25 protein-coding genes are annotated in these 23711 nt (G+C 37.7%); 13 read left to right on the forward strand and 12 right to left on the reverse strand.

The features are described from left to right. Window positions 1–45: 45 nt before the first annotated feature. From C9J42_RS05935 to C9J42_RS05945, 3 genes are all read right to left on the reverse strand, one after another. On the reverse strand, window positions 46–570 hold the full coding sequence (locus C9J42_RS05935) for a protein disulfide oxidoreductase (RefSeq protein WP_107294379.1): 525 nt from the start codon (window positions 568–570) through the stop codon (window positions 46–48). A gap of 13 nt (window positions 571–583) precedes the next feature. Next, window positions 584–2689: a protein-disulfide reductase DsbD gene (locus tag C9J42_RS05940; protein ID WP_107261109.1), complete on the reverse strand. Its 2106-nt coding sequence runs from the start codon at window positions 2687–2689 to the stop codon at window positions 584–586. A 200-nt stretch (window positions 2690–2889) separates the two neighbouring features. After that, window positions 2890–3441 carry a hypothetical protein gene (locus C9J42_RS05945; RefSeq protein WP_107287938.1) on the reverse strand — a complete coding sequence of 184 codons (552 nt, stop codon included), beginning with the start codon at window positions 3439–3441 and terminating at the stop codon, window positions 2890–2892. Window positions 3442–3516: 75 nt separating this feature from the next. On the opposite strand from C9J42_RS05945, the gene C9J42_RS05950 reads away from it, so the two are divergent. Then, window positions 3517–3996 (forward strand): glutathione peroxidase, encoded by a 480-nt coding sequence (locus tag C9J42_RS05950; protein ID WP_107207578.1) that lies wholly within the window; start codon window positions 3517–3519, stop codon window positions 3994–3996. A 3-nt stretch (window positions 3997–3999) separates the two neighbouring features. On the opposite strand, the gene C9J42_RS05955 is transcribed toward C9J42_RS05950, so the two are convergent. Beyond that, a complete protein-coding gene (locus C9J42_RS05955; protein WP_107287939.1) occupies window positions 4000–4926 on the reverse strand; it encodes a CHAD domain-containing protein in 927 nt (308 codons plus the stop codon). 223 nt (window positions 4927–5149) lie between these two features. Between C9J42_RS05955 and hppD the strand changes: the two genes are divergently transcribed. From hppD to rimK, 3 genes are all read left to right on the forward strand, one after another. Beyond that, window positions 5150–6220 carry a 4-hydroxyphenylpyruvate dioxygenase gene (hppD, locus tag C9J42_RS05960; protein ID WP_107301773.1) on the forward strand — a complete coding sequence of 357 codons (1071 nt, stop codon included), beginning with the start codon at window positions 5150–5152 and terminating at the stop codon, window positions 6218–6220. A gap of 163 nt (window positions 6221–6383) precedes the next feature. Further along, entirely contained in the window at window positions 6384–6845 is a 462-nt protein-coding gene (locus C9J42_RS05965; RefSeq protein ID WP_107207581.1) for an ATP-dependent zinc protease, read from the forward strand. A 5-nt stretch (window positions 6846–6850) separates the two neighbouring features. Beyond that, window positions 6851–7753 carry a 30S ribosomal protein S6--L-glutamate ligase gene (gene rimK, locus C9J42_RS05970; RefSeq protein ID WP_107207582.1) on the forward strand — a complete coding sequence of 301 codons (903 nt, stop codon included), beginning with the start codon at window positions 6851–6853 and terminating at the stop codon, window positions 7751–7753. A 73-nt stretch (window positions 7754–7826) separates the two neighbouring features. Here the strand turns inward: rimK and C9J42_RS05975 are convergent, their stop codons facing one another. Together C9J42_RS05975 and C9J42_RS05980 are read right to left on the reverse strand one after the other, a co-directional pair. Continuing rightward, a complete protein-coding gene (locus C9J42_RS05975; RefSeq protein WP_107207583.1) occupies window positions 7827–9356 on the reverse strand; it encodes a phospholipase D family protein in 1530 nt (509 codons plus the stop codon). A gap of 217 nt (window positions 9357–9573) precedes the next feature. Further along, the gene (locus C9J42_RS05980; RefSeq protein ID WP_107207584.1) at window positions 9574–10590 is read right to left on the reverse strand and encodes a Preprotein translocase subunit SecY; all 1017 of its coding nucleotides are present in this window, start codon (window positions 10588–10590) and stop codon (window positions 9574–9576) included. A 450-nt stretch (window positions 10591–11040) separates the two neighbouring features. On the opposite strand from C9J42_RS05980, the gene C9J42_RS05985 reads away from it, so the two are divergent. The 3 genes from C9J42_RS05985 to ansB all read left to right on the forward strand — a co-directional run bounded on the left by C9J42_RS05985 (window position 11041) and on the right by ansB (window position 13079). Beyond that, window positions 11041–11487, forward strand: coding sequence for a hypothetical protein (locus C9J42_RS05985; RefSeq protein ID WP_233217771.1), 447 nt, complete (start codon window positions 11041–11043; stop codon window positions 11485–11487). A gap of 57 nt (window positions 11488–11544) precedes the next feature. Further along, window positions 11545–11796 carry a hypothetical protein gene (locus C9J42_RS05990; RefSeq protein WP_107207585.1) on the forward strand — a complete coding sequence of 84 codons (252 nt, stop codon included), beginning with the start codon at window positions 11545–11547 and terminating at the stop codon, window positions 11794–11796. Window positions 11797–12011: 215 nt separating this feature from the next. Continuing rightward, the gene (gene ansB, locus C9J42_RS05995; RefSeq protein WP_107207586.1) at window positions 12012–13079 is read left to right on the forward strand and encodes an L-asparaginase 2; all 1068 of its coding nucleotides are present in this window, start codon (window positions 12012–12014) and stop codon (window positions 13077–13079) included. A 99-nt stretch (window positions 13080–13178) separates the two neighbouring features. Here ansB and C9J42_RS06000 read toward each other — a convergent pair whose 3' ends face one another. After that, a complete protein-coding gene (locus C9J42_RS06000) occupies window positions 13179–13958 on the reverse strand; it encodes a thioredoxin domain-containing protein (protein ID WP_107207587.1) in 780 nt (259 codons plus the stop codon). 265 nt (window positions 13959–14223) lie between these two features. On the opposite strand from C9J42_RS06000, the gene aphA reads away from it, so the two are divergent. After that, complete coding sequence (aphA, locus tag C9J42_RS06005) at window positions 14224–14943, forward strand: acid phosphatase AphA (protein ID WP_107207588.1); 720 nt, start codon at window positions 14224–14226, stop codon at window positions 14941–14943. Between the two features lie 43 nt (window positions 14944–14986). On the opposite strand, the gene C9J42_RS06010 is transcribed toward aphA, so the two are convergent. Then, window positions 14987–15319: a DUF3392 domain-containing protein gene (locus tag C9J42_RS06010; protein WP_107207589.1), complete on the reverse strand. Its 333-nt coding sequence runs from the start codon at window positions 15317–15319 to the stop codon at window positions 14987–14989. 256 nt (window positions 15320–15575) lie between these two features. On the opposite strand from C9J42_RS06010, the gene arfB reads away from it, so the two are divergent. The 3 genes from arfB to C9J42_RS06025 all read left to right on the forward strand — a co-directional run bounded on the left by arfB (window position 15576) and on the right by C9J42_RS06025 (window position 17547). Further along, entirely contained in the window at window positions 15576–15989 is a 414-nt protein-coding gene (arfB, locus tag C9J42_RS06015; protein ID WP_107207590.1) for an alternative ribosome rescue aminoacyl-tRNA hydrolase ArfB, read from the forward strand. A 130-nt stretch (window positions 15990–16119) separates the two neighbouring features. Then, window positions 16120–16569 carry a hypothetical protein gene (locus tag C9J42_RS06020; RefSeq protein WP_107207591.1) on the forward strand — a complete coding sequence of 150 codons (450 nt, stop codon included), beginning with the start codon at window positions 16120–16122 and terminating at the stop codon, window positions 16567–16569. 90 nt (window positions 16570–16659) lie between these two features. Beyond that, window positions 16660–17547, forward strand: coding sequence for an aspartoacylase (locus tag C9J42_RS06025; RefSeq protein WP_107207592.1), 888 nt, complete (start codon window positions 16660–16662; stop codon window positions 17545–17547). An 87-nt stretch (window positions 17548–17634) separates the two neighbouring features. On the opposite strand, the gene C9J42_RS06030 is transcribed toward C9J42_RS06025, so the two are convergent. The 4 genes from C9J42_RS06030 to C9J42_RS06045 form a co-directional block, all read right to left on the reverse strand. Further along, window positions 17635–18387, reverse strand: a complete 753-nt coding sequence (locus C9J42_RS06030; RefSeq protein WP_107207593.1) for an ABC transporter ATP-binding protein — start codon at window positions 18385–18387, stop codon at window positions 17635–17637. 1 nt (window position 18388) lies between these two features. Continuing rightward, window positions 18389–19432, reverse strand: coding sequence for an iron ABC transporter permease (locus C9J42_RS06035; RefSeq protein WP_045084223.1), 1044 nt, complete (start codon window positions 19430–19432; stop codon window positions 18389–18391). Beyond that, entirely contained in the window at window positions 19429–20586 is a 1158-nt protein-coding gene (locus C9J42_RS06040) for an ABC transporter substrate-binding protein (protein ID WP_107301774.1), read from the reverse strand. Before C9J42_RS06040 ends, C9J42_RS06035 begins: the two co-directional genes overlap by 4 nt. A gap of 251 nt (window positions 20587–20837) precedes the next feature. After that, window positions 20838–21308 carry a hypothetical protein gene (locus C9J42_RS06045; RefSeq protein ID WP_107287946.1) on the reverse strand — a complete coding sequence of 157 codons (471 nt, stop codon included), beginning with the start codon at window positions 21306–21308 and terminating at the stop codon, window positions 20838–20840. Window positions 21309–21677: 369 nt separating this feature from the next. Here C9J42_RS06045 and C9J42_RS06050 point away from each other — a divergent pair, with 369 nt between their 5' ends. Further along, complete coding sequence (locus tag C9J42_RS06050) at window positions 21678–22277, forward strand: nuclease-related domain-containing protein (RefSeq protein ID WP_107301775.1); 600 nt, start codon at window positions 21678–21680, stop codon at window positions 22275–22277. A gap of 293 nt (window positions 22278–22570) precedes the next feature. Continuing rightward, complete coding sequence (locus tag C9J42_RS06055; protein WP_107301776.1) at window positions 22571–23683, forward strand: NADH:flavin oxidoreductase; 1113 nt, start codon at window positions 22571–22573, stop codon at window positions 23681–23683. Window positions 23684–23711: the final 28 nt, after the last annotated feature.

Here is a 23711-nt window from a genome sequence, read left to right on the forward strand (position 1 = left end):
CAATTAGATGGTAAAAAGCCCAGCTACTCTAGCTGGGCTTTTTATTTATAAATATGTTGCGGCCATTACTCTAGCGAATAAACCAACAGGAGTCGTCACACCTGTCGTAGAATTAAAGACTTCGCCATTTTTAACAATAAGAATAGTAGGTGTAGCACTTATCCCTAATTGTTGGCTAATAGAACCATTTTGGTCATTAATGACAGGAAAGCGATATTCTTTACTGTTCATGTATGCTCGTAATGAACGGTCATCTCCAGAGCGAATAGCAACACTAAATACCTTTATATTCAGATCACTTTGATATTGCTGCAGCCAATTGATTGATGGACTTACAAAGCGGCAACTTGGACACCATGTTGCCCATAAATAGAGTACAACAGGCTGTTGATAACTGAGAGTTAGCCAATCAATATCATGCTGGTTTATAGTTTTTTCTACCGAATGGTTATCAACAGAAACCGTTAAATCTTTATTTCGCCAGATATCAACCACAATACTTATTGCTGTTACTAATATAGCAGTGATAAGTATGTTTTTAAGCCATCCTTTGGCAGACGTCCTTGTCATGTATGTTATTCCTTTATTCCTTACTTGCTTTTTTAATTGCGTTAAGCACTTCGTCACTTGTTAAAATTACGGGCAATGGGATACCTTGAGGCGCATTAGGACCATATACAATATTAAATGGTACACCAAAACGTCCATGTGACTGTAAGAAGCCTGTGACGTAGTCAGAAGGTTTTGTCCAATCACCGCGCATTAACACGATGTTATCAGCAGATAAGGCTGAATATACGGGCTCTTGCAGTAATACACCGACTTTATTGGCTTTACATGTGATACACCATTCAGCTGTAACATCAACAAAGACTGTTTTTCCTTCAGCGACTTGTTTTGCAATGTTATCAACGTTTAGCGTTTGCCAATGGTGGTCATCAGCTAGCGGCTTCGCCCAATGGTTTGAGGTTAAGCTACCCACGATAAGGCTACCTGCAACACCCAGTAAAAGAACTGCTGTTGTGATGATAACGGCTTTACGTCCTTTCTTACGACCTAATTGCCATAAGATAACAAGCATGATCAGTAGACCAATCACCCAAACAACCGCTGCAGAAAAGAAGCTAGTCATTAAGCTTAATAGCCAGATACTGGTTGCCAGCATCATCAAACCAAACAGCGTTTTAACCCTATCCATCCATAGACCAGGTTTTGGCAATGCGTTTGCCAGTTGTGGGAAGAGAGCAATGAGCAACCATGGTGCAGCCATACCAATCGCTAACGCGGTGAAGATGGCAAAAAGTGTCACATAATTAGCACCTAATGCGAACGCGACAGCTGTGCCTAAGAATGGGGCACTACATGGCGTTGCAAGAAGGGTGGCAAACATTCCTTGAATAAAGTGCCCAAGGTGTGAGTTATCCCCTTTGGTTGCCATCCAAGTATTGGTGTTACTTGATAAGCGAATTTCAAATAAGCCTAACATATTTGCACCAAACAGGACGGTGATCGCAATCATGGCACCAATAAACCAAGGGCTCTGGAATTGGATTCCCCAGCCCAACGCTTGGCCTGATAATTTCATTAATGCTAAAAAGCCAGCCAATAGCCAAAATGAGGTGATAATACCTGCAGCAGAAGCGATAAATTGGGTACGGATTTGGCGTTTTTCTAAGCCTTTCGCTGAAACAACGCTACTTAACTTCATGCCTAATACCGGTAATACGCATGGCATGATATTAAGAATTAAACCGCCCAATAGCGCAATGCCAATTATTTCTAATAAGTTACTATTAGAACTTGGCACAATCACTGGGGTATCTGTTGCTGTTGCTGGGATCTCAACAGCGAGATTATTATCACCGATTGTGATTTGAAGTGGTTCACCAACAAGCTTTGGTGTACCAAACCAACTGGTCACCGGTAATACCGCATACAGTGTTTTATCTTTAATCGTAACATTCGGCGCTAAAAAAGAGGTGTCTTTAACGGCTTTATTATGTCCGTCAATCAACACATCTGGTTTTATCCAGCCAGCCTTATTTGTTGCAACCACCGTAATTGCTTTTTTGTCCTTGTTATAAGAGACAGTATCCAATGTTACTGCTTGAGACGATTTAGGTACTTGGCTATAACCCTTGTTGTATAAAAACATCGCGTCAGTCGATAAGCTGAGTTTTTCAGGGTTAAAATCAAGTGCTAATTCATAGTCAGTCAGTACACAAATACTGGTACAGGAAGACATGGTTAATTTACCTGCAAGGAATACAGGCTTATTCATGTCTTTTACATGAATTGAAAGTGGGAAAATAACATCATGTTTATAGCCCAGCGTTTCAACACCTAAGAACTCATAACGTTTTGGCATCGGCCACTGCCAGTCAACACTTTCAACATTACTAGACATATCCCAGTTTATAGATGGTGCGACACCACCTTCACCAGGCGATCGCCAATAGGTTTTCCAATCTTTATCAAGTTTAACTTCTAGCAGTCCTTGAACTGTATGGTTAGCTGTGTCTTTTTCACCCGTTAGCACTAACCTAACTTGCACAGGGGGATGCTGTGGGTTTGTTACCCACCCAGTTGTAATCTCAGTAGCCGCAAAGGTTTGACTGGAAAAAGTGATACTGAGTAATGCGCCGAGCATGGCACAGACGAAATAAGTATTGAGATATATCTTTTTCAATCTAGAACTCCGTTTTAACAATGCGCATGTCATTGCAACGATCATGAGCGTATAAATTTTATACTATGGTCTTGGTGATAAAATAGAACGGTAAAATAACGACTCTATTTCATCGAGTTAGCAAAATATTTAGATTATTAGGTGACAGTCTATTTACGTTTTGGTTCGCGTATTATCGCGATAAGTTATGCTGTCATTTCCTATTGTTGTTGCGATAACCTGAACATACGCTTTAGTTTTGTGAAAAGGCTTTGCTGCGTCGTTTTTTTTCCTTGATAGTATGCTTGCAGTAACCGTTGTCGAAGCTGTTCATCTTTTTTACTGTCATTCGACTGTTTTATCTCTTCACTAATGTGATCTAACAGCGTCTCTGCTTGTTCATTAGCATAACTATAATCAATTTTATTTGCCCCTTGAACAAGCAACCATAGTAGAGTGATCAGAATATATTCATCGACATCTTGATTAATAAATTTGCTAGCGTGTTCAACCCCTACGGTTGATTGAAATACCGATTGCATTTGATGATAGGCGGTCTGTTGTTCAGTCCAACGAGACGAGGCAATGTGATGTTGTTGCGTCATATAGCCTAATAGTAACGCTAAAGGCTCTTTATCTTGTCGTTGGTGGCAAATATCATTAAATCGAGGTGTTGATTCATGAATAAAAGCATTAATAATGTTTTTCTCTTTTTCTGATAAATCAAGTTGTTCAAGGCCAAGAGAAAAAAATAAGTGTTTGAGATCTGTCATGCTATTAACTTCGTACAAAAGGACGTCCACAGAATAACATGGACAATTAGCGAGTAATAATAAATAGGAATGAGAATGACAAAAATTTATGACTTCGAGGTTAAAGCACTTTCAGGGGAAGCGCTTTCATTAAGTGCTTTTGAAGGGAAGGTTATACTCGTTGTAAATACTGCTAGTAAGTGTGGTTTTACACCTCAATATGAAGCATTACAGGCATTATATGAAAAGTATCGTGATCAAGGATTAGTAATACTTGGTTTTCCATGTAATCAGTTTGGTGGACAAGAGCCTGGAACTGAAAGCCAAATTAAACAGGAGTGTCTAATCAATTATGGCGTGACATTTCCGATGTTTAGTAAGGTGGATGTAAAAGGGCGTGATGCTGAACCTGTATTTTCTTACCTCGTAAAACAATTACCTGGTCTGCTAGGCAATGATATTAAATGGAATTTCACCAAGTTTTTGATTTCAAGAGAGGGTGAACCAATGAAACGCTATGCACCCACCACAAAACCATTTGCTTTAGAAGATGATATTATCAAGCTACTATCATAATGATTAATAAGCAGTATTTTGACTACATAGGATGACTTCATTAATCAATTGCTGCTTATTTTCTAGGTGCCGTTGTTGTGCTTTTTGAAGTAATAAACCAATCGCCTTCGCACGTCTCCCCGTTGTTTTGTATTGCTCTAAATAATGATTAAGAAAGTCAATTTGTACCGAGCTGTCATTGAAGTCACCTAATTTGGCTTGTAGAAACTTCACTGTTTTTAATTTCAAACGAAGTGATAACTGTTCTGTTAATGGGTGGTAGTACTCCAAACCATAACGTAATTTTTTATATTTGATTCTCAAGCGATGAAGTTGCGCGTCAGACGTTTTTGAATCAATAGCCTTCATTGAGGTGATAATACGATTGTTTAAGTTCACGAATAGCGTGTTTATCATTTCTTGTGGTGGTGTAGATAGATCTTCCATGAGAGGCGATAGCTGCTTTAACTGTATACAGATGAGCTTATATTGCGTTTTATATTCTTCGCTTTTTAACCAATGCTTATTTTTCTTATAGGCTTTTTGGCGTTGGTGCTGCAGATCGTCAAAAAAGCGTGCCAGTCCTTGATGATGCTTATGTTCGACTAAGTAAAAGTAATGCTCCATTTGCATGAGATAAACATCGAGATCGCGTTGTAAATTAGTGGGCTGCATTAAACTTTTGATAGCTAAATTAGTTTCTTTTAGTTGTTCTGGAATGAAAAGTGATTGATGGAGACTAAGTATGGCGCGTATACGGCGCATGGTAACGCGATATTGATGAAGAAATTCAGGATCATCATCTTTTACAATGCCTTTTTGATAGTTTTCACAAAAAGAGAAGCTCTGTAATACGTGAGCGCGAATAATTTTAAATAGTGGCAAAGTAGAATGAATAGGATAAACACCTGACGTTTTTCGAGGAAGCTGAAAAGTGTCTCGCTTATGCATGATTTTGCCTAACTAGTAAAATTCACTTTAAACCCTAAATATAGAACAAATAAACGTTTACAGCTGAAACATGAGGCTTATTTGTGTATGTAAATATTATGGAAACAGTACGTTACAATGAAGAATAAATTAAATGAACAATGACGAAAGATAAAACTGCCCGTTATTTTGAAGTGCTGCTAAAGCTTAAAGAGTTAACAATAAGTTTTATAGGAGTCACTGTATGTCAAAAGTATGTAATCCATTAGGCACTGATGGTTTTGAATTTGTTGAATACACTGCTCCAACAAAAGTTGGGATCACTAAGCTTAAAAAATTATTTAGACAAATGGGCTTTGCGGAAATAGCGAAACATAAACATAAAATGGTGTGGCTTTACCGTCAGGGGGACATAAACTTCATAGTTAATGGCGAGTTAGCTTCGCAAGCAAGTTCGTTTGCATTGCAGCATGGCGCAAGCGTTAATGCGATGGCATTTCGGGTGAAAGAGGTTAATAAGGCGTTAGACTATGCTATCAAGCATGGTGCAACGAGGTGCGAAAATAATGTTGGGCTTATGGAACTCAACATTCCCGCTATTGAAGGTATTGGTGGTGCATTATTATATTTTGTCGATCGTTATGGCGAACGAGATATTTATGAAGTGGATTTTGAGTATTACCCAGACGCACAACAGCGTTTAGCCGCTATAGATACAGGGTTATTAACGATTGATCACCTTACGCATAATGTTGCAATTGGACACATGGATAAGTGGTCTGATTTTTATGAAAAAATTGCTAATTTTCAAGAAATTAAATATTTTGATATTAAAGGGAAACTGACTGGTTTAAAATCTCGCGCAATGACATCACCTTGTGGCAAAATCCGCATTCCTATCAATGAATCAAGCGATGAACATTCTCAAATTGCAGAATACTTAAAACAATATAATGGAGAAGGGATTCAGCATATCGCTTTAAGTACTAATGACATTCTTTCATCTGTGAAAAAACTTCGTCAATTAGGTGTTATCTTCATGGATACACCAGAGACTTATTACGAACTGGTCAATAAAAGGATTGATTGTCACGATGAAAATATTGCATTGTTGCAGCATGACAAAATACTGATCGATAGCGATGAACATGGTATTTTGTTGCAAATTTTCACGGGAACTGTGATTGGTCCCGTATTTTTTGAGATTATTCAACGCAAAGGAAATCAAGGATTCGGTGAAGGTAATTTTCAAGCTTTGTTCGAATCAATTGAACTTGACCAAATACGCCGAGGTGTCCTGAGCGAAAAATCTTAGCTTAATGAAAATAAGCAATTTGTTTCCCTGCTGTTAGCTATAAATTTTACATTTCTTCAATGTAAAATTTATACCAGAGGGTCTGGTTAATGTTCTCTATACTGTAGTAGTATCATTTCAAGGTATTGGGTTTAATGCTTTTATAGTATATTGGACATCTAATATGGTTAATAAAGATACAATAGTGAATAAAAATAATAAGTTTCTTGTTGGGTGGCGTGAAGTTGCTACATTACCTGATCTGGGTATCAATAATATTCATGTAAAAATTGATACTGGTGCACGTAGTTCGTGCCTACATACTTTCAAAATTGAAGAATTTACCCGTGACGGTGAAGATTGGGTGAAGTTTTGGATTCACCCAATCCATAACAACACCGACGTAGAACAAATTTGTGAAGCTAAAGTGGCTGATAAACGCGTTGTAAGAAACTCAGGTGGTGATGAGCAACTGCGCTACTTTATCGTTTCTACAATTGATTTTAATGGTCAACAGTGGCCGATTGAAATTTCGCTAACCAGTCGTGATAATATGGCTTTCCGTATGCTACTAGGGCGTACAGCTATGCATGATCGTATTATTGTTGATCCAGAAGCATCTTATCTTATTAAAAATCAAGGCTAGTTGTCATGAAAATTGGAATTTTATCTCGCAATCGTTCACTGTATTCGACAGCTCGTTTGATTGAAGCCGCTGAACAACGTGGCCATGAAATTAAAGTGATCGATGCACTGCGTTGTTATATGAACATTAACTCGCAAAAACCTCAGATTCACTTTAAAGGTGAAGATTTAGTGGATTTTGACGCGATTATTCCACGTATAGGTGCATCAGTAACATTTTACGGTACTGCTGTTTTGCGTCAGTTTGAAATGATGGGTGTATATACCGTTAATGAATCTGTAGCGATAAGCCGCTCACGTGATAAGTTACGTTCAATGCAACTACTATCACGTAAGTGTATTGGTATGCCTGTGACAGGTTTTGCAAGTAAGCCTGATGACGTTAAAGATTTACTTGATATGGTTGGTGGTGCGCCAGTCGTTATTAAGCTATTAGAAGGCACACAAGGCATTGGTGTTGTTCTTGCTGAAACACGTAAAGCTGCTGAAAGTGTTATTGAAGCTTTCATGGGTCTTAAAGCGAATATCATGGTTCAAGAATACATTAAGGAAGCAGGCGGTGCAGATATCCGTTGTTTCGTTATTGGCGATAAAGTGATTGCAGCAATGAAACGCCAAGGTGCAGAAGGCGAGTTCCGTTCAAACCTACACCGCGGTGGTAGCGCAGCACTGGTTAAGATCACACCTGAAGAACGTAAAACAGCCGTTGCAGCTGCAAAAATTATGGGATTAGGTGTTGCTGGTGTTGACCTGTTACGTTCAGAGCGTGGTCCACTTGTTATGGAAGTTAACTCTTCACCAGGCCTTGAAGGTATTGAGAAAGCGACAGGTAAAGATATTGCCGGCATGATCATCGATTACATCGAAAAAAATGCAGTGAAAAAAACGACACTTCGCAATAAAGGCTAATTGAAAAATTAAGCATAAAAAAGGCGCTCAATGAGCGCCTTTTTTGTCACTATTTAATGGTTATCTTACCGACTTATAACTGTTTCTCTATTGGTAATACACCGGCCGCCCAAGCGCCCATTTTAAGCCAAATGCTACTGTCTGGCTCTGATGTATACTGCTTGCCCGTTGTATCATCATTCCATATGATCTCACCATTTTCGTCCAATGCTAAACGGTAAGCATCTTTAACAAGTGAGTTATTGATCGTGTTGTAAACTTCACCTGAGAATTTAGGTGAATCAACAATCACGCCTAACTCTGTATTTAAGTATGCAGAGCGTGGATCAAAGTTAAATGAACCGACGAAAATTTTCGATTTATCAATAATAAACGTTTTCGCATGCAAACTTGTACGAGAGCGACTTAGCCATTTGTGTTTTGTTTTATGGCCGGGTTCTACTTTTACTTCGTATAGCTTAACACCACCTTCTAGCATGATTTTACGGTATTTGGCATACCAGCCATGTACAGCGAAAACGTCATTAGAAGCTAATGAGTTGGTAACAATAGTGATGTTTTTGCCGTTCTTTGCCGCTTTAGCTAGCACTTTAGCCCCTTCTTCTGTTGGGACAAAATACGGTGAAACTAAAAAGAAATCATGCTCTGCTTTCGCGATCATCTCTGATAGCTTATGTAGCAATAAATCATCTTTACTATTCGCAATTTTATACGGTGTATCGTAAAGCAGTTCTGCATCTGTCCAGTATAGCGGTAATGTCTCTTCCATTAACTGCTGTACCATTGGGTGGTTTTTTAGCGAACTTGCATAGTCTGATGACATGTACTTAAGCTGAGCATCTTTCCACTGTGCCAGTTGTTCTTTTGTAGGCTTATGTGCTGATGAGACTAAGGCTTCAATCGGTGTTGCTGGTTTACTGTTCCAGTATTCATCAAATTGACGTGCGAATTGTGGGATCACTTTACCCAGCATAATGAGGTCGAAGTCTCCGAATTCTACGTCACTATTGGCAGAGAAATACTCGTCGCCGATATTACGTCCTCCGGTAATGGCAAACACACCATCTGCAATAATGGCTTTATTGTGCATACGGCGATTTAACCGATCAAAGTCAGTTAAGAAACTTAATGGCTTAATAGTACGGTTTGAAAATGGGTTAAATAAGCGTACTTCAACATTAGGATGAGCAGAGAGGCTTGCTAATGCTTGATCGTCACGATTTTGCATATCATCAAGTAATAAGCGCACACGAACGCCACGCTCAGCAGCTTGATATAAATACCATGTCATCAACCCACTTGTCGCATCATCACGGTAAATATAGTACTGAACATCCAGTGTTTTTTGTGCATGTTCAATAATAGCCAAACGTGCAAGTAATGCGGCTTGACCATCACCAAGAGGGTAGAAGCCTGTTTTATCAGGATGAATGCTGGTATAAGGCAAAGAGCTTTGGTACAAGCTAGTGTTGAAATTATCAACATTGGAATAGCTTGCTTGCTTTTCTAGTGATAACGGTTGAGCACAACCAACAAGTGCTAGAATACTTGTTGCGATAATAGTACGAGATAACAGCTTCTTATAATCTTTAATACGGATCATGGCTAAGACATTGAAAATAAATGTGACTGGATTCTACAGAGGAATAATTGGGTAAGCTGTAATTAAAAATACATTATGTGATCATTTTCTGCTTTTAGAAAACTAACTGATAAGAAGTGTAACAAAGTAAGAATCTATTATTATATTGAGTCAAAAAAAGCCCGAAATAATTGCTTATTTCGGGCTGGTATTTTGGTTAATCTATCACAGTGATGCGTTAACTCGTCGTGGTTGTAAGTCCATGCCATTGGTAATGATTGTTAGGCTTTTTACTCACAATACCTTCATCCAATAGCTGTTTGAAAATACTATCAACCTCATCGGTTGAAATATTTAAAAACTTACTTACAGCGCGTTTACTGCAATTTACTTTGTTATGACTAAGCGCATCAACGGTTAATTCATAAGGGGTTTTAGGCTGTTCAGGTTCGACAATAATTTCTTCTGGCTCTTGCTCATGTACATTAACTTCTGATGTTCCAATCGTTGAAGGGTCAAAATGTTCTAGCAGTTTAGGTTGGTCAAATTCATTGTATCCTGCCATTTCTAACACTTTGTTATGGCGATACTGATGACGAAAACGATTCTCTTCACCTATTAACCCTACAAAGAATGCAGCAAAGAAATCTAATAATACTGATAGAAACACCACTAAACCTAACTGTGCGGCTTGAGGGGTTACATGTAACGATTCTGCAAGACTATCAATCAATCCTAAAACCGAGCCTTGGCTAACGACAGGAATGCTATCACGTTCCATTGCAAGCTTTTGTTGTTGCTTACGTAATTCATCATTTTGTTTTTGAATGCGTGCAACACCAGAGGCAATGCGCTCCATCTGGATGTATTTTTCTGCTGCGACGTTATTGAGATCAATTTGTTTTTCAATGGCTTCAATCTGCATGTTGAATGCATTGATTTTGCTTTTTTGAACGTTAACTTCACTTTGTGCTTTATTCGTTGCGCTGTTAATACCGCCAATAGATCCACCAATCGAAATTGCGGCAAGAACGGCGTAAAAAGTAAAAGCAGATAGTGTGCCAGTATAGTTACGACGTGCTTTACGTTCCCCAACTTCGTACCATGCGAAGAATTTTCCTAGTTCGAAAATAACCGCCAATCCACCAAAGAGAAACTTCATTAATGGATCATCATCAATGGAAAGGAATAATAGCAGCGAGAAGATGATAGAGGCGAGAATAGCTGCACCTGTGAAACTATAAACTGTCCACATCGCAAAAAATCCTTTCGGGTAGCGGATGTGACTTTTCTGATCGTAAAGCATAAATTAAGTCTGAGTAATGAGCGTTTGCTCGCTTGTCGTTATTAACGCCAAGCAAAAAAGGAGTCTATAGGATACCTTAAAATTGTTCCCAGCCCTTATAAAACCTAGCGTGTTGTGTTTTTTCGATGAAAATTTACACGCCGCTTTCATTGCTGTTTAAAATGCCACCATAGAGTGATTACAAACTAAACATAATCGAAGGTTAAATAAGACTACTGTGCAAAAAAGGGGGAATATCTAACATGATGTATAGTGGTCATTTATTGCTAAAGCTATGAGTCTTTATCCATCTTTTATATAAACTAATTAATACGGATTGAGATAAATTGTCATTATATTGACAAAAATATCTAGCATTATTTGAATAATAGGAACAATAAAGTAACCACAGGTAGTTTTGTGAAATATCAACCTCAGTCGAATGTGATGGGAAGTATCGATCAACAGGTTAGGGATAACACAACACCGATTTATTATACTGAAAGAGAACGCGTAATGTATGAGCGCTTAGGACAGTCCTATGCGTGGTACAAAATTATGGACGATGAATTATCGCTCATAGAGCAAAAGTGTCTAAGTGCTTTTTATGATACTTGGCCGCAATTGCAAAAGTTTGATTTTCAAAGTTATAAAGAAATTGTTAGTAATAAAGTTCATGTGATGTTTGAAATTCAACGTATTAAGACAAAATACCCGGCGTCAGAACAACAACAATCCTTTATAAATAACTTATTGATAAAAAGAGATTTATTGTATCCTGAATGGTTAAGAGCCAAAAAGTCTTTAGAGTATATAGAATCTGAAAAAGCCTATTTACGTGCAGTTAAAGATATCGCCCATAATTAATTATGTAAAAAGCTGACCTATACTTATTGTTAATTTAACGGTTAAGGAGGGTCAGTGATGTTCTTTACCAGTGAACATAAAATGACAAATGAAGAGCAATTTTTCATTAAGTCGCAGTATATGGGGTGCAATTTACCATCTAATTTACAATTACACCTTGCTTTAGTTTATGTTGATAATCAAACGTTTCAATGTGTTTGGGAAGCAGAATCTCTTGAAATGATTGAGCATTATGTCGATGCTCAATTAGCAGATTGTTGTCAGAGCCACTATTTTAAAGTTGATCCATTCTCAGCTATTGGTGCTTAAAAATTTGTTATTAATATAATTAATATGTTGTTCTGATGTGATGGATTAAAATATTACGTCTTATTAATGTTAATGCTTGTATTGCGTTATTCCTTTGTGTGATGAATATCGAATTATCATTTATATGAAGGGTGATTCTCTGCGCAAAAATGATTTCTATTAATAACTACTCTCAATTTATAAATATTTTGTAATAAATATCGAGAGAAGTATTAATGAAAAAGAATTTAGTTTGCTTAGGTATCTTGGTTGCTGGTTTAAGTTTTCAATCATCCTCTTTTGCTCAAGGTACTGAACTGCCTAATATTAAGATATTAGCAACGGGTGGAACAATAGCTGGTGCAGGGCAATCGGCAACAGGCAGTGCGTATACGTCAGGACAAGTCGGTATTGATGCCCTTATTAATGCTGTACCGGAAATGACAAAAATTGCCGATATCAGTGGCGAGCAAGTTGCGAATATTGGTTCGCAAGACATGAATGATCAGGTATGGCTTACGTTAGCTAAACGTGTCAATGAACTCTTAGCGAAAGACGATGTTGACGGTATTGTTATTACACATGGTACTGACACCATGGAAGAAACAGCATACTTTTTAAATTTAACCGTGAAGAGTGATAAGCCTGTTGTATTAGTGGGTGCAATGCGCCCATCAACCGCGATGAGTGCTGATGGACCTGTTAACTTATACAATGCTGTGATCACCGCTGCTGACACTGATTCAAAAGGCCGCGGTGTGTTAATGGCGATGAATGATGTGATTTTGGATGCGCGTGATGTCACTAAGACCAGTACAACAGCTGTCGATACATTTAAATCACCTAATTTTGGTGAGTTAGGTTATATCCATAATGGCGATGCGGTGTATCAACGCAGTCCAGAGCGTCATAATACGAAAGATTCTAGGTTTGATATATCGAAAGTGAAAACCTTACCTAAAGTCGGGATCGTTTATAACTATTCCAACGCCTCTGACTTACCTGTTAAAGCGCTAATTGATGCAAAATTTGATGGTATTGTGAGTGCTGGTGTTGGTAATGGTAATATTTATAAAGGTATTTTCGAACAACTCGCTAAAGCAAGTAAAGACGGGATCATGGTCGTTCGGAGTTCTCGTGTACCTACTGGCGCGACAACACTTGCGGCAGAAATCGATGACACTAAATATGGTTTTGTTGCATCCGGAACTCTAAATCCCCAAAAAGCCCGTATTCTATTAATGCTGTCATTAACGCAAACAAATGATTATCGTGATGTACAAAAGATGTTTCAGTATTACTAGATTATATTTATAGGCTTGAGTTTCGTGTTTACGTAGGTTTTTTATAGTAAAAAGCCAGTCTTCCTGACTGGCTTGATACTCGCTTAATAACGTACTGAATTATTTAGCGTTGCTCTTTACTTCCGCAATGGCATCTTTAAGCCCCTGAGGATCGTAGCCATTAATAATGTGAACATTGTCTGTGGTTACATTATCTGTTGGCATAACAATTAATGCCGGTGTTCCTTGAAAACCTAATTTACTAAATAGCTGGAAGTTGCCTTCAAAACTATTGTTTGCATCAAACTTACTAATATCAATGCCCAACTTAGTTGCAATATCATTAACATCTTGTTTGGTTAATTTGCCTTCATCTTTACCTGAGGCAAATACGGCATTATGGTATTTACTGTAAAGGTCACTGCCTTTATGGGCAAAAATCCAGTTACCCATATCTGCCGCATATTTTGAAGCTTCCCAACGTGATGCAAAGATTGGCGTTTCTTTGAAAATGAATTTTACATCGGGGTTTTCAGCTTCAAGTTGTTTCACGATAGGTGAAATTTTTGAGCAGAACATGCATTGGTAATCAAAAAACTCAATAACGTTTACTTTGGCATCTTTAGGGCCAACATATGGTGTTTTAGCATCTTTAATAAGTTGGTCAGCATAAGCGACAACAGTTTGCTTCGCTGATTGTACCTGCTTTTCCATCTGTTGCTTTTGCAGTGTTTCTGATGCTTTTACTAAAACTTCAGGGTGCTCAATAATATATTGGCTGGCAATCTTTTCAATTTGCGCTTTTTGCTCAGGGCTAAAGTCTTTATTATTAACTACTGTTGTTTCATTACAGCCAGCTAATAGTACTGTCACCATAAGCGGTAAAATTAGTTTTTTCATTTTATCTCTATACGTTAGATAGCGTATTAATTATCACCAATTAAATGATATAGAGTATGAATGTAACCTGAATCAAATTGTTAAATATTATAGAAATGTTTATTTTTAAATAAAAAATTCAATAGAAGAAAGTGAGTTAATTAAATTGTTATATAAAATATAGATCTTATTTTTCATTATTTGAAAATATCATTGTGATGTATTGCGCATAATTATGAATACTTTTGTTGTAAATTATTCATAACGAATGAACAGAGATCTTATTATGAATAAAAAAATTACATTATTAGCCGTTAGCTCATTATTTGCTTTATCTACACTTTCTACAGCGGCTTTTGCGGATCCTAAAGTACCGGCGACTGATCCTGGTTATAGTACGATCCAAATAATGGAAATGGGGCAACCAAAAGACGTCCATTGGATCTCAGTTAAGCAAATTGCTGAAAAATTAAAAGGTAAGCCACCAATGGCTGTCGGCTTTGACATTGATGACACGGTATTATTCAGTACACCGGGTTTCTATCGTGGTAAGCAGGAGTTTTCTCCAAATAGTTTTTCATACCTGCATGAGCAGAAGTTCTGGGATAAAATGAACTGTGAGTGGGAGAAATTTAGTTTACCAAAGCAAATAGGTAAAGAGTTGATTGCTATGCACCAAAAACGTGGCGATCAAATTTACTTTATTACAGGTCGTACAGCGTCAAAATGTGAAATTACCACGCAATATTTAAAAGATGTATTTGGTATTAAAAATATGCATAAGGTGATATTTGCAGGATCAAGTAAAACAGAATTTACTAAAACGCCTTACATAAAAGAAAATAATATTAAGTTATATTATGGTGATTCTGACGGTGATATTATTTCAGCTCGCAAAGCGGGAGCAGAAGGCATTCGTATTATGCGAGCTGCCAACTCAAGTAACCGACCAATTGCTAAAAATGGTGTTTTCGGTGAAGAAGTCGTGACTAATTCACAGTACTAGTTGTTAATGAATTTAAAAAAAGCGACCGTTATGGTCGCTTTTTTTATATATGTTTATTTCGTTGTGCCCAACAGCCAATAAAGATAAAAAAGATGCTTATAATACAAACTGACAAATAATTAGGAAGATTTAACAGCTCACGATATACCCAAGGTGATAAATTGATAATTAAAAAGCCATAACCGAAGGCATTGACGAGAATAAATACAATAGTCCTAATAATAAAATTGTAATGGGACAAATGCCTGCGTAAAAAACGATTAAAATCCCCACCGAAAACAACCAATGAACAAGCGACAATCGCGGTTGAAATATCATCTAACCAAGGACGAAGATCGTGTCCTAAATCAGATAAAAGACGAATAATGAGCTCCATGTAAGTATACTATTTCTGCTAAATAATGACGTTTGAGGGTAGTTGTGTTGATGATAAAAAACTAGTGTAGTAGTACAAACTTGCCAAGAAGATCACGGCATACAGAGATATACTTAACTGGCTTCTATTACAGTATTTAGATCCTTGTTGTGGCTCTGAGTATGAAGAAGGCATAACTATTTCTTTCCATATTGCTATATAACGATTTAACGCTCTCTATGGTAAAATTGACGTAAGAAATGCAGAGAGTAAATACATGTTAGTTATTTCAAATTCAGTCCAACTTGCCGATTGGGAAATAGAGCTTACCGCTATCCGAGCTCAAGGTGCTGGTGGTCAGAACGTCAACAAAGTGTCGAGCGCAATCCATTTGCGGTTTGATATCAATCGTTCATCCTTACCTGGCTTTTACAAAGAACGCCTTTTAAAACTATCTGATAGCCGTATCACAAAAGAGGGTGTCATTGTTATTAAAAGTCAACAACATCGTACCCAAGAGATGAACCGTGATGAAGCGTTAGCACGTCTAAAAACACTTATTCAAAGTGTTATGACAACACAAAAAGCGCGTAAAGCGACACGTCCTACGAAAAACTCACAGGTACGTCGTGTCGATAAGAAAACCCAGCGAGGGAAAACCAAAAACCTCAGAGGTAAAGTGAATTTTTAACCAATATTAATGTGACCTTTGCGGCATAAGTTGCTGTAAAGAAGTGACATTGTGATACCAAACCGAATATCTTTGCTATCAATAGCTGTGTAAATACTTTATTGCATTTATTTATTATTGGGTGGCAGGGATGTTTGAGAAAAAAACACTTCAACTTTTACAGTTGTTTTATCGTGAAACAGAGCGCGTACGTTTATTCACTTTAGACGATCTCCTGCCATTAGCTGTTGAACAGCAACAACAAATGAATCTATGGTTAGAAACCAAACGCAATTTTGAACACAATGAAATTGTGGAGCAGGTATGGTTAAAAACTTGTAGTGCAGGGTACATAACAGAGTTAAGGTTACATGATGACGGAACGCTTGATGAATACACGCTATTCAATCGTCTACACACCACTGGCTATTGGGAGCTAGTAGATGGAGCGATCGAAATAGAAATTAAAAAAGCAGAAAATACCTATCGCTTTACTGTCTTTGCTAACCGTCACGCTAATATCCATTCCGCCATCGAGTACAAAAATGGCGAGCTGCATTCGTATCTTAAATTAGCGCAAACACGACCTATTAAATTCTAATCTATAGCTTTTTGGTTGATAAAATAGACTGGTATCGATGTATATTATCAGTACACTGATAAAAAGGTTTGGATATTAGGAAGGTCAAGGATGAGTAAGATAAATAAAGTTGCAGTTGTTGGTGGTACTCACGGTAATGAATTTAGTGGTATTTACTTACTCAAAAAGTGGCAAAGTGATCCCCTACAATTAGCGCGTGAGAGTTTTTCTGTCGACACTGTCTTTGCTAACCCAAAAGCATACGGTGAAAATAAGCGATATGTTGATCATGATTTGAATCGCCAATTTGGTATTGATGATCTCGTGAATAATGAGCTGACGAGTTATGAACAGACTCGCGCTAAAGCAATTAATCAGCAAATTGGACCAAAAGGAAAGGCAAATACTGATTTTATTATCGATCTGCATAATACCACCAGTAATATGGGACCTTCGTTAATCTTACTTCAGTCTGATCTATTTAATCGTCAGTTAGGGGCGTATGTTAAGTCTAAAATGCCAAAAGCAGTGGTGGTATTTGAAGATCATACCTCTGTTAATGAGCATTTATTTCTTTGCTCAATTGCCAAGCAAGGTGTGATCGTTGAAATAGGGCCGCAACCACAATCGGTTATCCGTCAGGATGTATTAGATTGGATGGAAGCGATGACAAAACATATTTTGGATTTTGTTCATTTAAATAACACTAATGAAGTGCCTGACTTACCTGCAAGTTATGACGCTTACCGTTATGAAGAAACCCTCAAGCTTCCAGTAGATGAACAAGGGGAGCGAATTGGTATGGTTCATCAATCTGTTCAAGATAATGATTTTGAACCACTGCGCTCAGGCGACCCTATTTTCACCTTGTTCGATGGTACAGAGATTTTCTGGGAAGGGGATTATGAAGCGTACCCTCACTTTATTAATGAAGCCGCTTATTATGATAATAATCTTGCGATGTCATTAGGTAAGAAAATCGTGGTATCAACAAACTAATATTTAGCCCATATCATAAGTCATCAAATACTTGCCCGTAACAGACGCACATTGTTCTGTTACGGGCTTTTTAGTTGTTATTATTATTTAATGCGTTGTTTTCAAGACTACAATAGGGGTGTGATCAACCATAATGATATGCGAATCAACATTAAATACCGCAGAAATAAGCTCACTCGTTACTGTTGTTTTAGGCGAGCCATAATCAAATAATTTGCCGTTATGTAGTACAGCAATATGGTCGGCATATTGAAGCGCCAAGTTAAGATCGTGGATCACCATAATTACACATGCCCCTGTGCGTTTAGTATAGGAGCGAACATAATTGAGTAATCGCAATTGGTTTTGCATATCAAGTGCTGAAGTTGGCTCATCTAACAGCAATACTTTAGGGGTGTTTATTAACGCTTGGGCAAGTCCTACCATTTGGCTTTCACCACCAGAGAGTGCAAAACATTGTTTATTAGCGAGATGTAAAATCCCCATATCTTTTAATAAGAATAACCCTTGCTCTGCACTTTCTTTTTTCGCGATCAAAGACGTTGAGTGAATGTTCATTGTCGTGATCAATAACTCGAGTACCGTAACGTTAGCGTGGATACGATGCTCTTGCGGTAAATAGCCTATATCCTTTAATGAAAGCGGTTGTTTAAGGTATCGAATTTGTTCAGGATATTGTTTAAGCAGCGCAGTCATTTGGCGCAAGAGTGTCGATTTACCTGCACCGTTTTTTCCTATCAAGGCTACCATTTCGCCGCAGTGAATAGTGGGCAATGTTAAGTCATTCAAGACCGACTGTTTACCAAATGTCACTGTGACATGATTGATATCAAGGCTCATGCTAGCGTCCCCCTTTTTTAATCACAAGAAAGATAAAGAAAGGGATCCCAACAATCGACATTACAACAGTAAGAGGCAAAATGATCCCTGGCATAATTGCTTTACTCGCAATAGAGGCTAACTCTAATAATACCGCTCCAACTAAGAATGATGCGGGCAAGAAGAAGCGTTGATCTTCACCTAAAACCATCCGTGCAATATGCGGAGCCACTAAACCTACAAATCCGACTGCGCCAACAAATGAAACCGAGATAGAAGTAATAATTGAAACTAACACTAAGGTCTTCATACGTAGACGTTTGACATTAATTCCCATCGATTCTGCACGTTCTTGTCCCATTTTTAATGAAGATAATCGCCAAGCATCTTTCATCATAATGATTAATACAATGGGTAACAAAATCAGTAAGAAAACAATTTTTTCCCAGCTACCGCGATCTAGCGAGCCCATCTGCCAGAAGACTAATGTTTGCAATTGGGTTTCGCTGGCAATGTATTGCATCATGATCAGCAAACTATCGTATGCAAACATAACGGCAACACCAAATAACATCACACCTTCAATTGAAATACGCTTTATCGACGAAATCCCCGCTATCAATAACGTCGTTAGTAAACACATAATGAACGCCATTACAGCGATTTGATATTGTGCAGGGATAAAGGGCAGAGCAACGACATTAGTGATAACTAAAGACGCCCCGAATCCTGCCGCCGCTGAAACACCAAAGGTATAAGGATCGGCTAGCGGGTTATGCAATGTTGTTTGCATTTGTGCGCCAGCCAAGGCTAATGCTCCCCCAATAAAAGGGGCCATGAGTGACATTGGCATGCGTATATCCCACACAATGACTCGACTGGCGATAGCACTTTGGCTTGGTGTAAAAATCGCTTGGATCACTTGTGAAAAAGAGAGACCTTGTGAGCCAATAAGAACATCAATAATGACAAATAACACACTTAAAATGGCAAGGCTGATCAGTGCAATTCTTTTATTACGAGAACGAATATGGTGAGCTCTCAATTCGACTGTAATGCTGTTCACTGACTCATTGCCTTAACGTTATTTTGACCAAACTGACCACTTAGATGACGATTACCAAACTTAAGGTTCATCTCTTCAAATGTCTTTTCTGGTTGTAGCTTTGAAAAAAGTGAAGGGTGTAACCATTTTGCAAAATACTCAATCGCCACTAAGTTATAAGGCGAGTTGTAAAATGGCATATAAATCGAATAAACATTCTTTTGTTGGTAAGCAGTTAGTGCTTGTAGCCATGGTCGATTCATCAAACCAGTTGTCGCTTTTTTAATTGCGGCGAGGTTAGGTGAGTAACCGAGTGGAATACCACTTGTTGCCTGACCATCATTGGTGATCCAACCGGTCGTTTGCATAATATAAACATTAGGCTGTGAGGTGATGACTGTCTCTGGTGACATCTGCCCAGTTTCAGAACCATCAAGTGGCGCTATCGCAATATTTTCAGCCTTAAGCATTGGGATGTAAGCGCCCATATTACCATTAGCGAAAGTACGGCAGCATGAATCACTGTAACCCGCAGCTCGTTCAATAAACACTCGCGGAGTTGGTGCGTTAGGGTGCTGTGCAAGTGTATCTTTTATCGCATTCAAGTGATTTGTATAGTATTTGGCGAATGCATCGCCTTGCTTTGAACGGTTAACAGCATCAGCGATAACCTGTACTGATTTAACTGTGTTTTTGAGTGGCTTTTCACGGAAATCGACAGTTAATACTTTAATGCCAGCATCATTGAGTTTTTTCAATAAGCCTTTATCTTCTGCCAATTTAATATTTGATAGGTCAACGATAAAAAGATCAGGTTTAGGTTTTAAGTTAATAAAACGTTCAACATCAAATTCACCAGATTTAATAAGACCAATAGTCGGAACATTTTTTAGTGAGGGGTATTGCTTAATATAACTGGCATACATGCTAGGCGCTGAAACTCGCATATCATCTCTTGCTGCAACAAGGTGCTTTGCTGCTTCTTTTTGATAAATAATTTCTAGCAATGGAAAAATTCGACTGGTTGAAAGTGCAATGTTTTGAGGTTGATGATCAAAGGTAACTTGTCTACCCGCAACATCCGTTACTGTGATGGGGTAGGTGCTTGCTAAAGCGATATTGGAAACTGTTAAACCAACAGTAAGAGAAAGCAACGTTATAATGGGCGTTTTCAAAATGGCTATCCTTAAAAAATTTTAAAAATAATAATGATAACTATTATCGTTATAAATATTTTTTATTGAGAGATAAGGATCCAGTAATGAAAGATAATGAGATTTATTACCATTTATTGTCGTATCAGTTTTAGATTAAGTACAAGGGGAGAAATGGTCGTGAAACGTATAGGAGAGTAAAGATCCAAGAACATGATTATTTAAGTGTCACTAAATAGTACTTGGATCTCTTGTTGATATTAACGCTTTGATTACAATGCGTTTACTGCTGCGGTAAAACCATCAGCTGATAAGTTGAAACCTGCGATGTCAACGTAGTTTTTGGTTTGAAATAGGTCGAGAACTTGCGACATTTGTGCGCCATTATTACTGGCGTAAGCATAAGCAGTACAGGTATTATTGGTTGGATCGAAGCTAGTAGAAACTCGTAATAAGGTTTGTTTAGCAACATTGTAATTACTTAGCGCTGAAACATATTTCCAACTTTTACATACACTTTGGTTAGTAGGCATATGGTCGAGAAAGTCGATACGGGTGAGTTGATGTGAGTCATTGCTAAAGTGAAAGACATAGGTTTGATTGCCAAAATCAGTTTGAGTGATCAACTCATTTTTTGATGGGACAGCTTGATAAGTATTATGTTGAGTGGTGTCAGCAAAAGCATTAGAAATACTAAAAATAGAAAAAGTAAGTGCAACAAGTGAGGTAGAACGCTTAAACACTGATATAACTCCACGAAACTCGATTTTAATCAAAGCCTAATAACATGCCTTTTACGCATTCATAATGCAAATGTTTTACTATGGAACAGCGGTATAATTAAATTCCATTTGTAGTAATAGAAGTAAAAATCAAACGATACTCAAATAGTTGTATTTCATGATTTGTATAATAGCTATATATGTAACGTCATGTGTATTTTTCAATATAATTTCATGTGTATTAAAACGTTACATTTTTGACCTTTAAAAACAGTAAATATACTGACATATTTTTGACTTAGTATTTTATCTCTAAAAACGTTAATTTTTTCACTTAAATAATGTTAGACAGAGGCGTAATCGTTCTTACTGGAATGGATAACCTAATTCATGGATATGACATCAATAATATTTAATGCGCTACAGCCTTTATGTTGGATTATTCCGGTTGTTTTTATTCTGTTTTTAGTAAAATCACCGTGGTTTAAAGGTCGAGCCGGTGAATTAATTGTTCATTACCGTCTAAAACTTTTGCCAGCAAAACATTACAAAGTATTAACTAATGTAACCTTGCCTACTGAAAATGGTACATCGCAAATTGACCATATTGTTGTTTCTCTATACGGTATTTTTGTCGTGGAAACGATAAATATTAAAGGGTGGATTTTTGGTGGGACCTATCAACCAGTATGGCAACAAGCATCGTATAATCGCTCATCAGTATTTAAAAACCCGTTACATCAAAATGCTAAACATACTAAGACACTTCAATATTTATTGGGTGTTGATGAAACGGCATTTCATTCCACAGTGGTCTTTGTTGGTGATTGTACTTTTAAAACCGAGATGCCTGATAATGTAGTTAAATCAGTAAGTGCAATGATGCATTATATCCATACATTTAAGGCACCGTTATTTACAGACCAGCAGTTACAGCAATGGGTTGCTAGTATTGAAAAGACATCATTTAACCCAGACATTTGCAACTAACGGTTAAGTAAAAGCATTATGATGCACTAAATCGCTAGCAAGGCTGTGCTCTATACACACAGGGTATTTGGATATATTGCGTTTTTAAGCCAAATTATTACTTTTACGTGCTACAGAACTGCCTTTAACTTAATCCAGATTAAAGTTTTCACCTTCCTTTATCAGTACTATCCCCTTCATCTGTTCAAAGTTGACAGATATTAGAAAAAAGAACCGATACCTTAATCGTATCGCTGTTCTTTTTTGTTCTTCAATCTGATGATAAATCATAAAAAGATGTAAGAGGCTTCACCTTGAGTAATTTGTTTTCTGCAACTCACATTGGTTCGATGACGTTAAAAAACCGCTTTGTACGCAGTGCAACGTGGGAAAATATGGCGACAGAAGAAGGGCATATGACAGATAAGCTTTATGCTATCTATGAAGAGCTTGCCAAAGGTGAGGTTGGCTTAATTGTCACGGGTTATGCCAATATTGTAGAAGAAGAAAAGCCGAATGCGGGCATGATGGGGATGTATAACGATTCTTTTATTGAGGAATATAAAAAGCTAACAGAGCTTGTACATCAATATGATTCAAAAATTGTCATGCAGTTAGCCTATGGTGGCACGAAAACAACCTATAATCTTGGCGAACGTGTTATTTTTTCGCCCAGTGCAGTGTGTGAAAAAAGTACCCAAACATTGGGTAAAGCAATGACACAAGAAGAAATTGATTACATCGTTAATGCATTTGCACAAGCAAGCTTACGTGCTCAACAATCAGGTTTTGACGGTGTAGAAATTCATGCGGCGCACACTTATTTAATTAATCAGTTTTTAAGCCCTTACTATAACCAACGTGAAGATCAGTACGGCGGTAGCCTTGAAAATCGTATGCGTTTCTTAATTGAAATTTACGATGCGATCAGAAAGTTAGTCGGTAAAGATTTTCCGATTCTAGTGAAATTAACCGCAACAGAATTTTTTGAAGGTGGCTTAACTTTTGAAGAAACGCGTGTTATTTGTAAAAAACTGGAAGCGATTGGTGTTGATGCCATTATCATCTCAGGCAATATTCATGGTAAAGCCGATACTATGGTTGGTGAAGTGCATGATGGTCATGAGATTCAAGCTGAAGGTTACTTTAGCGAATATGGCCGTGTGATAAGTGAAGACGTTAAAGTGCCAGTTATGACCGTTGGTGGTTTAAGTAATTACTGTGCAATTGAAGCGCTTGCTGATAATACAAATATTGAATTGTTTGCGTTTTCACGTCCGCTCCTGACGGAGCCACAACTGATCAAACGTTGGAAAGAGGGGGATCGCATCGGTGTTGAGTGTGAAAGGTGCTCAAAATGTCGAACTCGCCGTGGTAATTTTTGTGTGACCTCTAAAACGCGAAAAGCTGAGATGGCAACATTGTAATTTTTAAGTGGGCATAAGAAGAGTTAGC

This window comes from Photobacterium sp. GB-56 (genome assembly GCF_003026105.1).
Lineage (GTDB): Bacteria > Pseudomonadota > Gammaproteobacteria > Enterobacterales > Vibrionaceae > Photobacterium.

What these genes read in the sequence shown, in the direction of transcription:
- C9J42_RS06030 (WP_107207593.1), bottom strand. Translation starts at nt 18,387, where the DNA reads ATGAGCCTTGATATCAATCATGTCACAGTGACATTTGGTAAACAGTCG.
- C9J42_RS06025 (WP_107207592.1), top strand. Translation starts at nt 16,660, where the DNA reads ATGAGTAAGATAAATAAAGTTGCAGTTGTTGGTGGTACTCACGGTAAT.
- C9J42_RS06050 (WP_107301775.1), top strand. Translation starts at nt 21,678, where the DNA reads ATGGATATGACATCAATAATATTTAATGCGCTACAGCCTTTATGTTGG.
- aphA (WP_107207588.1), top strand. Translation starts at nt 14,224, where the DNA reads ATGAATAAAAAAATTACATTATTAGCCGTTAGCTCATTATTTGCTTTA.
- C9J42_RS05990 (WP_107207585.1), top strand. Translation starts at nt 11,545, where the DNA reads ATGTTCTTTACCAGTGAACATAAAATGACAAATGAAGAGCAATTTTTC.
- C9J42_RS05980 (WP_107207584.1), bottom strand. Translation starts at nt 10,590, where the DNA reads ATGTGGACAGTTTATAGTTTCACAGGTGCAGCTATTCTCGCCTCTATC.
- rimK (WP_107207582.1), top strand. Translation starts at nt 6,851, where the DNA reads ATGAAAATTGGAATTTTATCTCGCAATCGTTCACTGTATTCGACAGCT.
- C9J42_RS05945 (WP_107287938.1), bottom strand. Translation starts at nt 3,441, where the DNA reads ATGACAGATCTCAAACACTTATTTTTTTCTCTTGGCCTTGAACAACTT.
- C9J42_RS05935 (WP_107294379.1), bottom strand. Translation starts at nt 570, where the DNA reads ATGACAAGGACGTCTGCCAAAGGATGGCTTAAAAACATACTTATCACT.
- C9J42_RS05965 (WP_107207581.1), top strand. Translation starts at nt 6,384, where the DNA reads ATGGTTAATAAAGATACAATAGTGAATAAAAATAATAAGTTTCTTGTT.
- C9J42_RS06010 (WP_107207589.1), bottom strand. Translation starts at nt 15,319, where the DNA reads ATGGAGCTCATTATTCGTCTTTTATCTGATTTAGGACACGATCTTCGT.
- hppD (WP_107301773.1), top strand. Translation starts at nt 5,150, where the DNA reads ATGTCAAAAGTATGTAATCCATTAGGCACTGATGGTTTTGAATTTGTT.
- C9J42_RS05955 (WP_107287939.1), bottom strand. Translation starts at nt 4,926, where the DNA reads ATGCATAAGCGAGACACTTTTCAGCTTCCTCGAAAAACGTCAGGTGTT.
- arfB (WP_107207590.1), top strand. Translation starts at nt 15,576, where the DNA reads ATGTTAGTTATTTCAAATTCAGTCCAACTTGCCGATTGGGAAATAGAG.
- ansB (WP_107207586.1), top strand. Translation starts at nt 12,012, where the DNA reads ATGAAAAAGAATTTAGTTTGCTTAGGTATCTTGGTTGCTGGTTTAAGT.
- C9J42_RS05975 (WP_107207583.1), bottom strand. Translation starts at nt 9,356, where the DNA reads ATGATCCGTATTAAAGATTATAAGAAGCTGTTATCTCGTACTATTATC.
- C9J42_RS06000 (WP_107207587.1), bottom strand. Translation starts at nt 13,958, where the DNA reads ATGAAAAAACTAATTTTACCGCTTATGGTGACAGTACTATTAGCTGGC.
- C9J42_RS05950 (WP_107207578.1), top strand. Translation starts at nt 3,517, where the DNA reads ATGACAAAAATTTATGACTTCGAGGTTAAAGCACTTTCAGGGGAAGCG.
- C9J42_RS06020 (WP_107207591.1), top strand. Translation starts at nt 16,120, where the DNA reads ATGTTTGAGAAAAAAACACTTCAACTTTTACAGTTGTTTTATCGTGAA.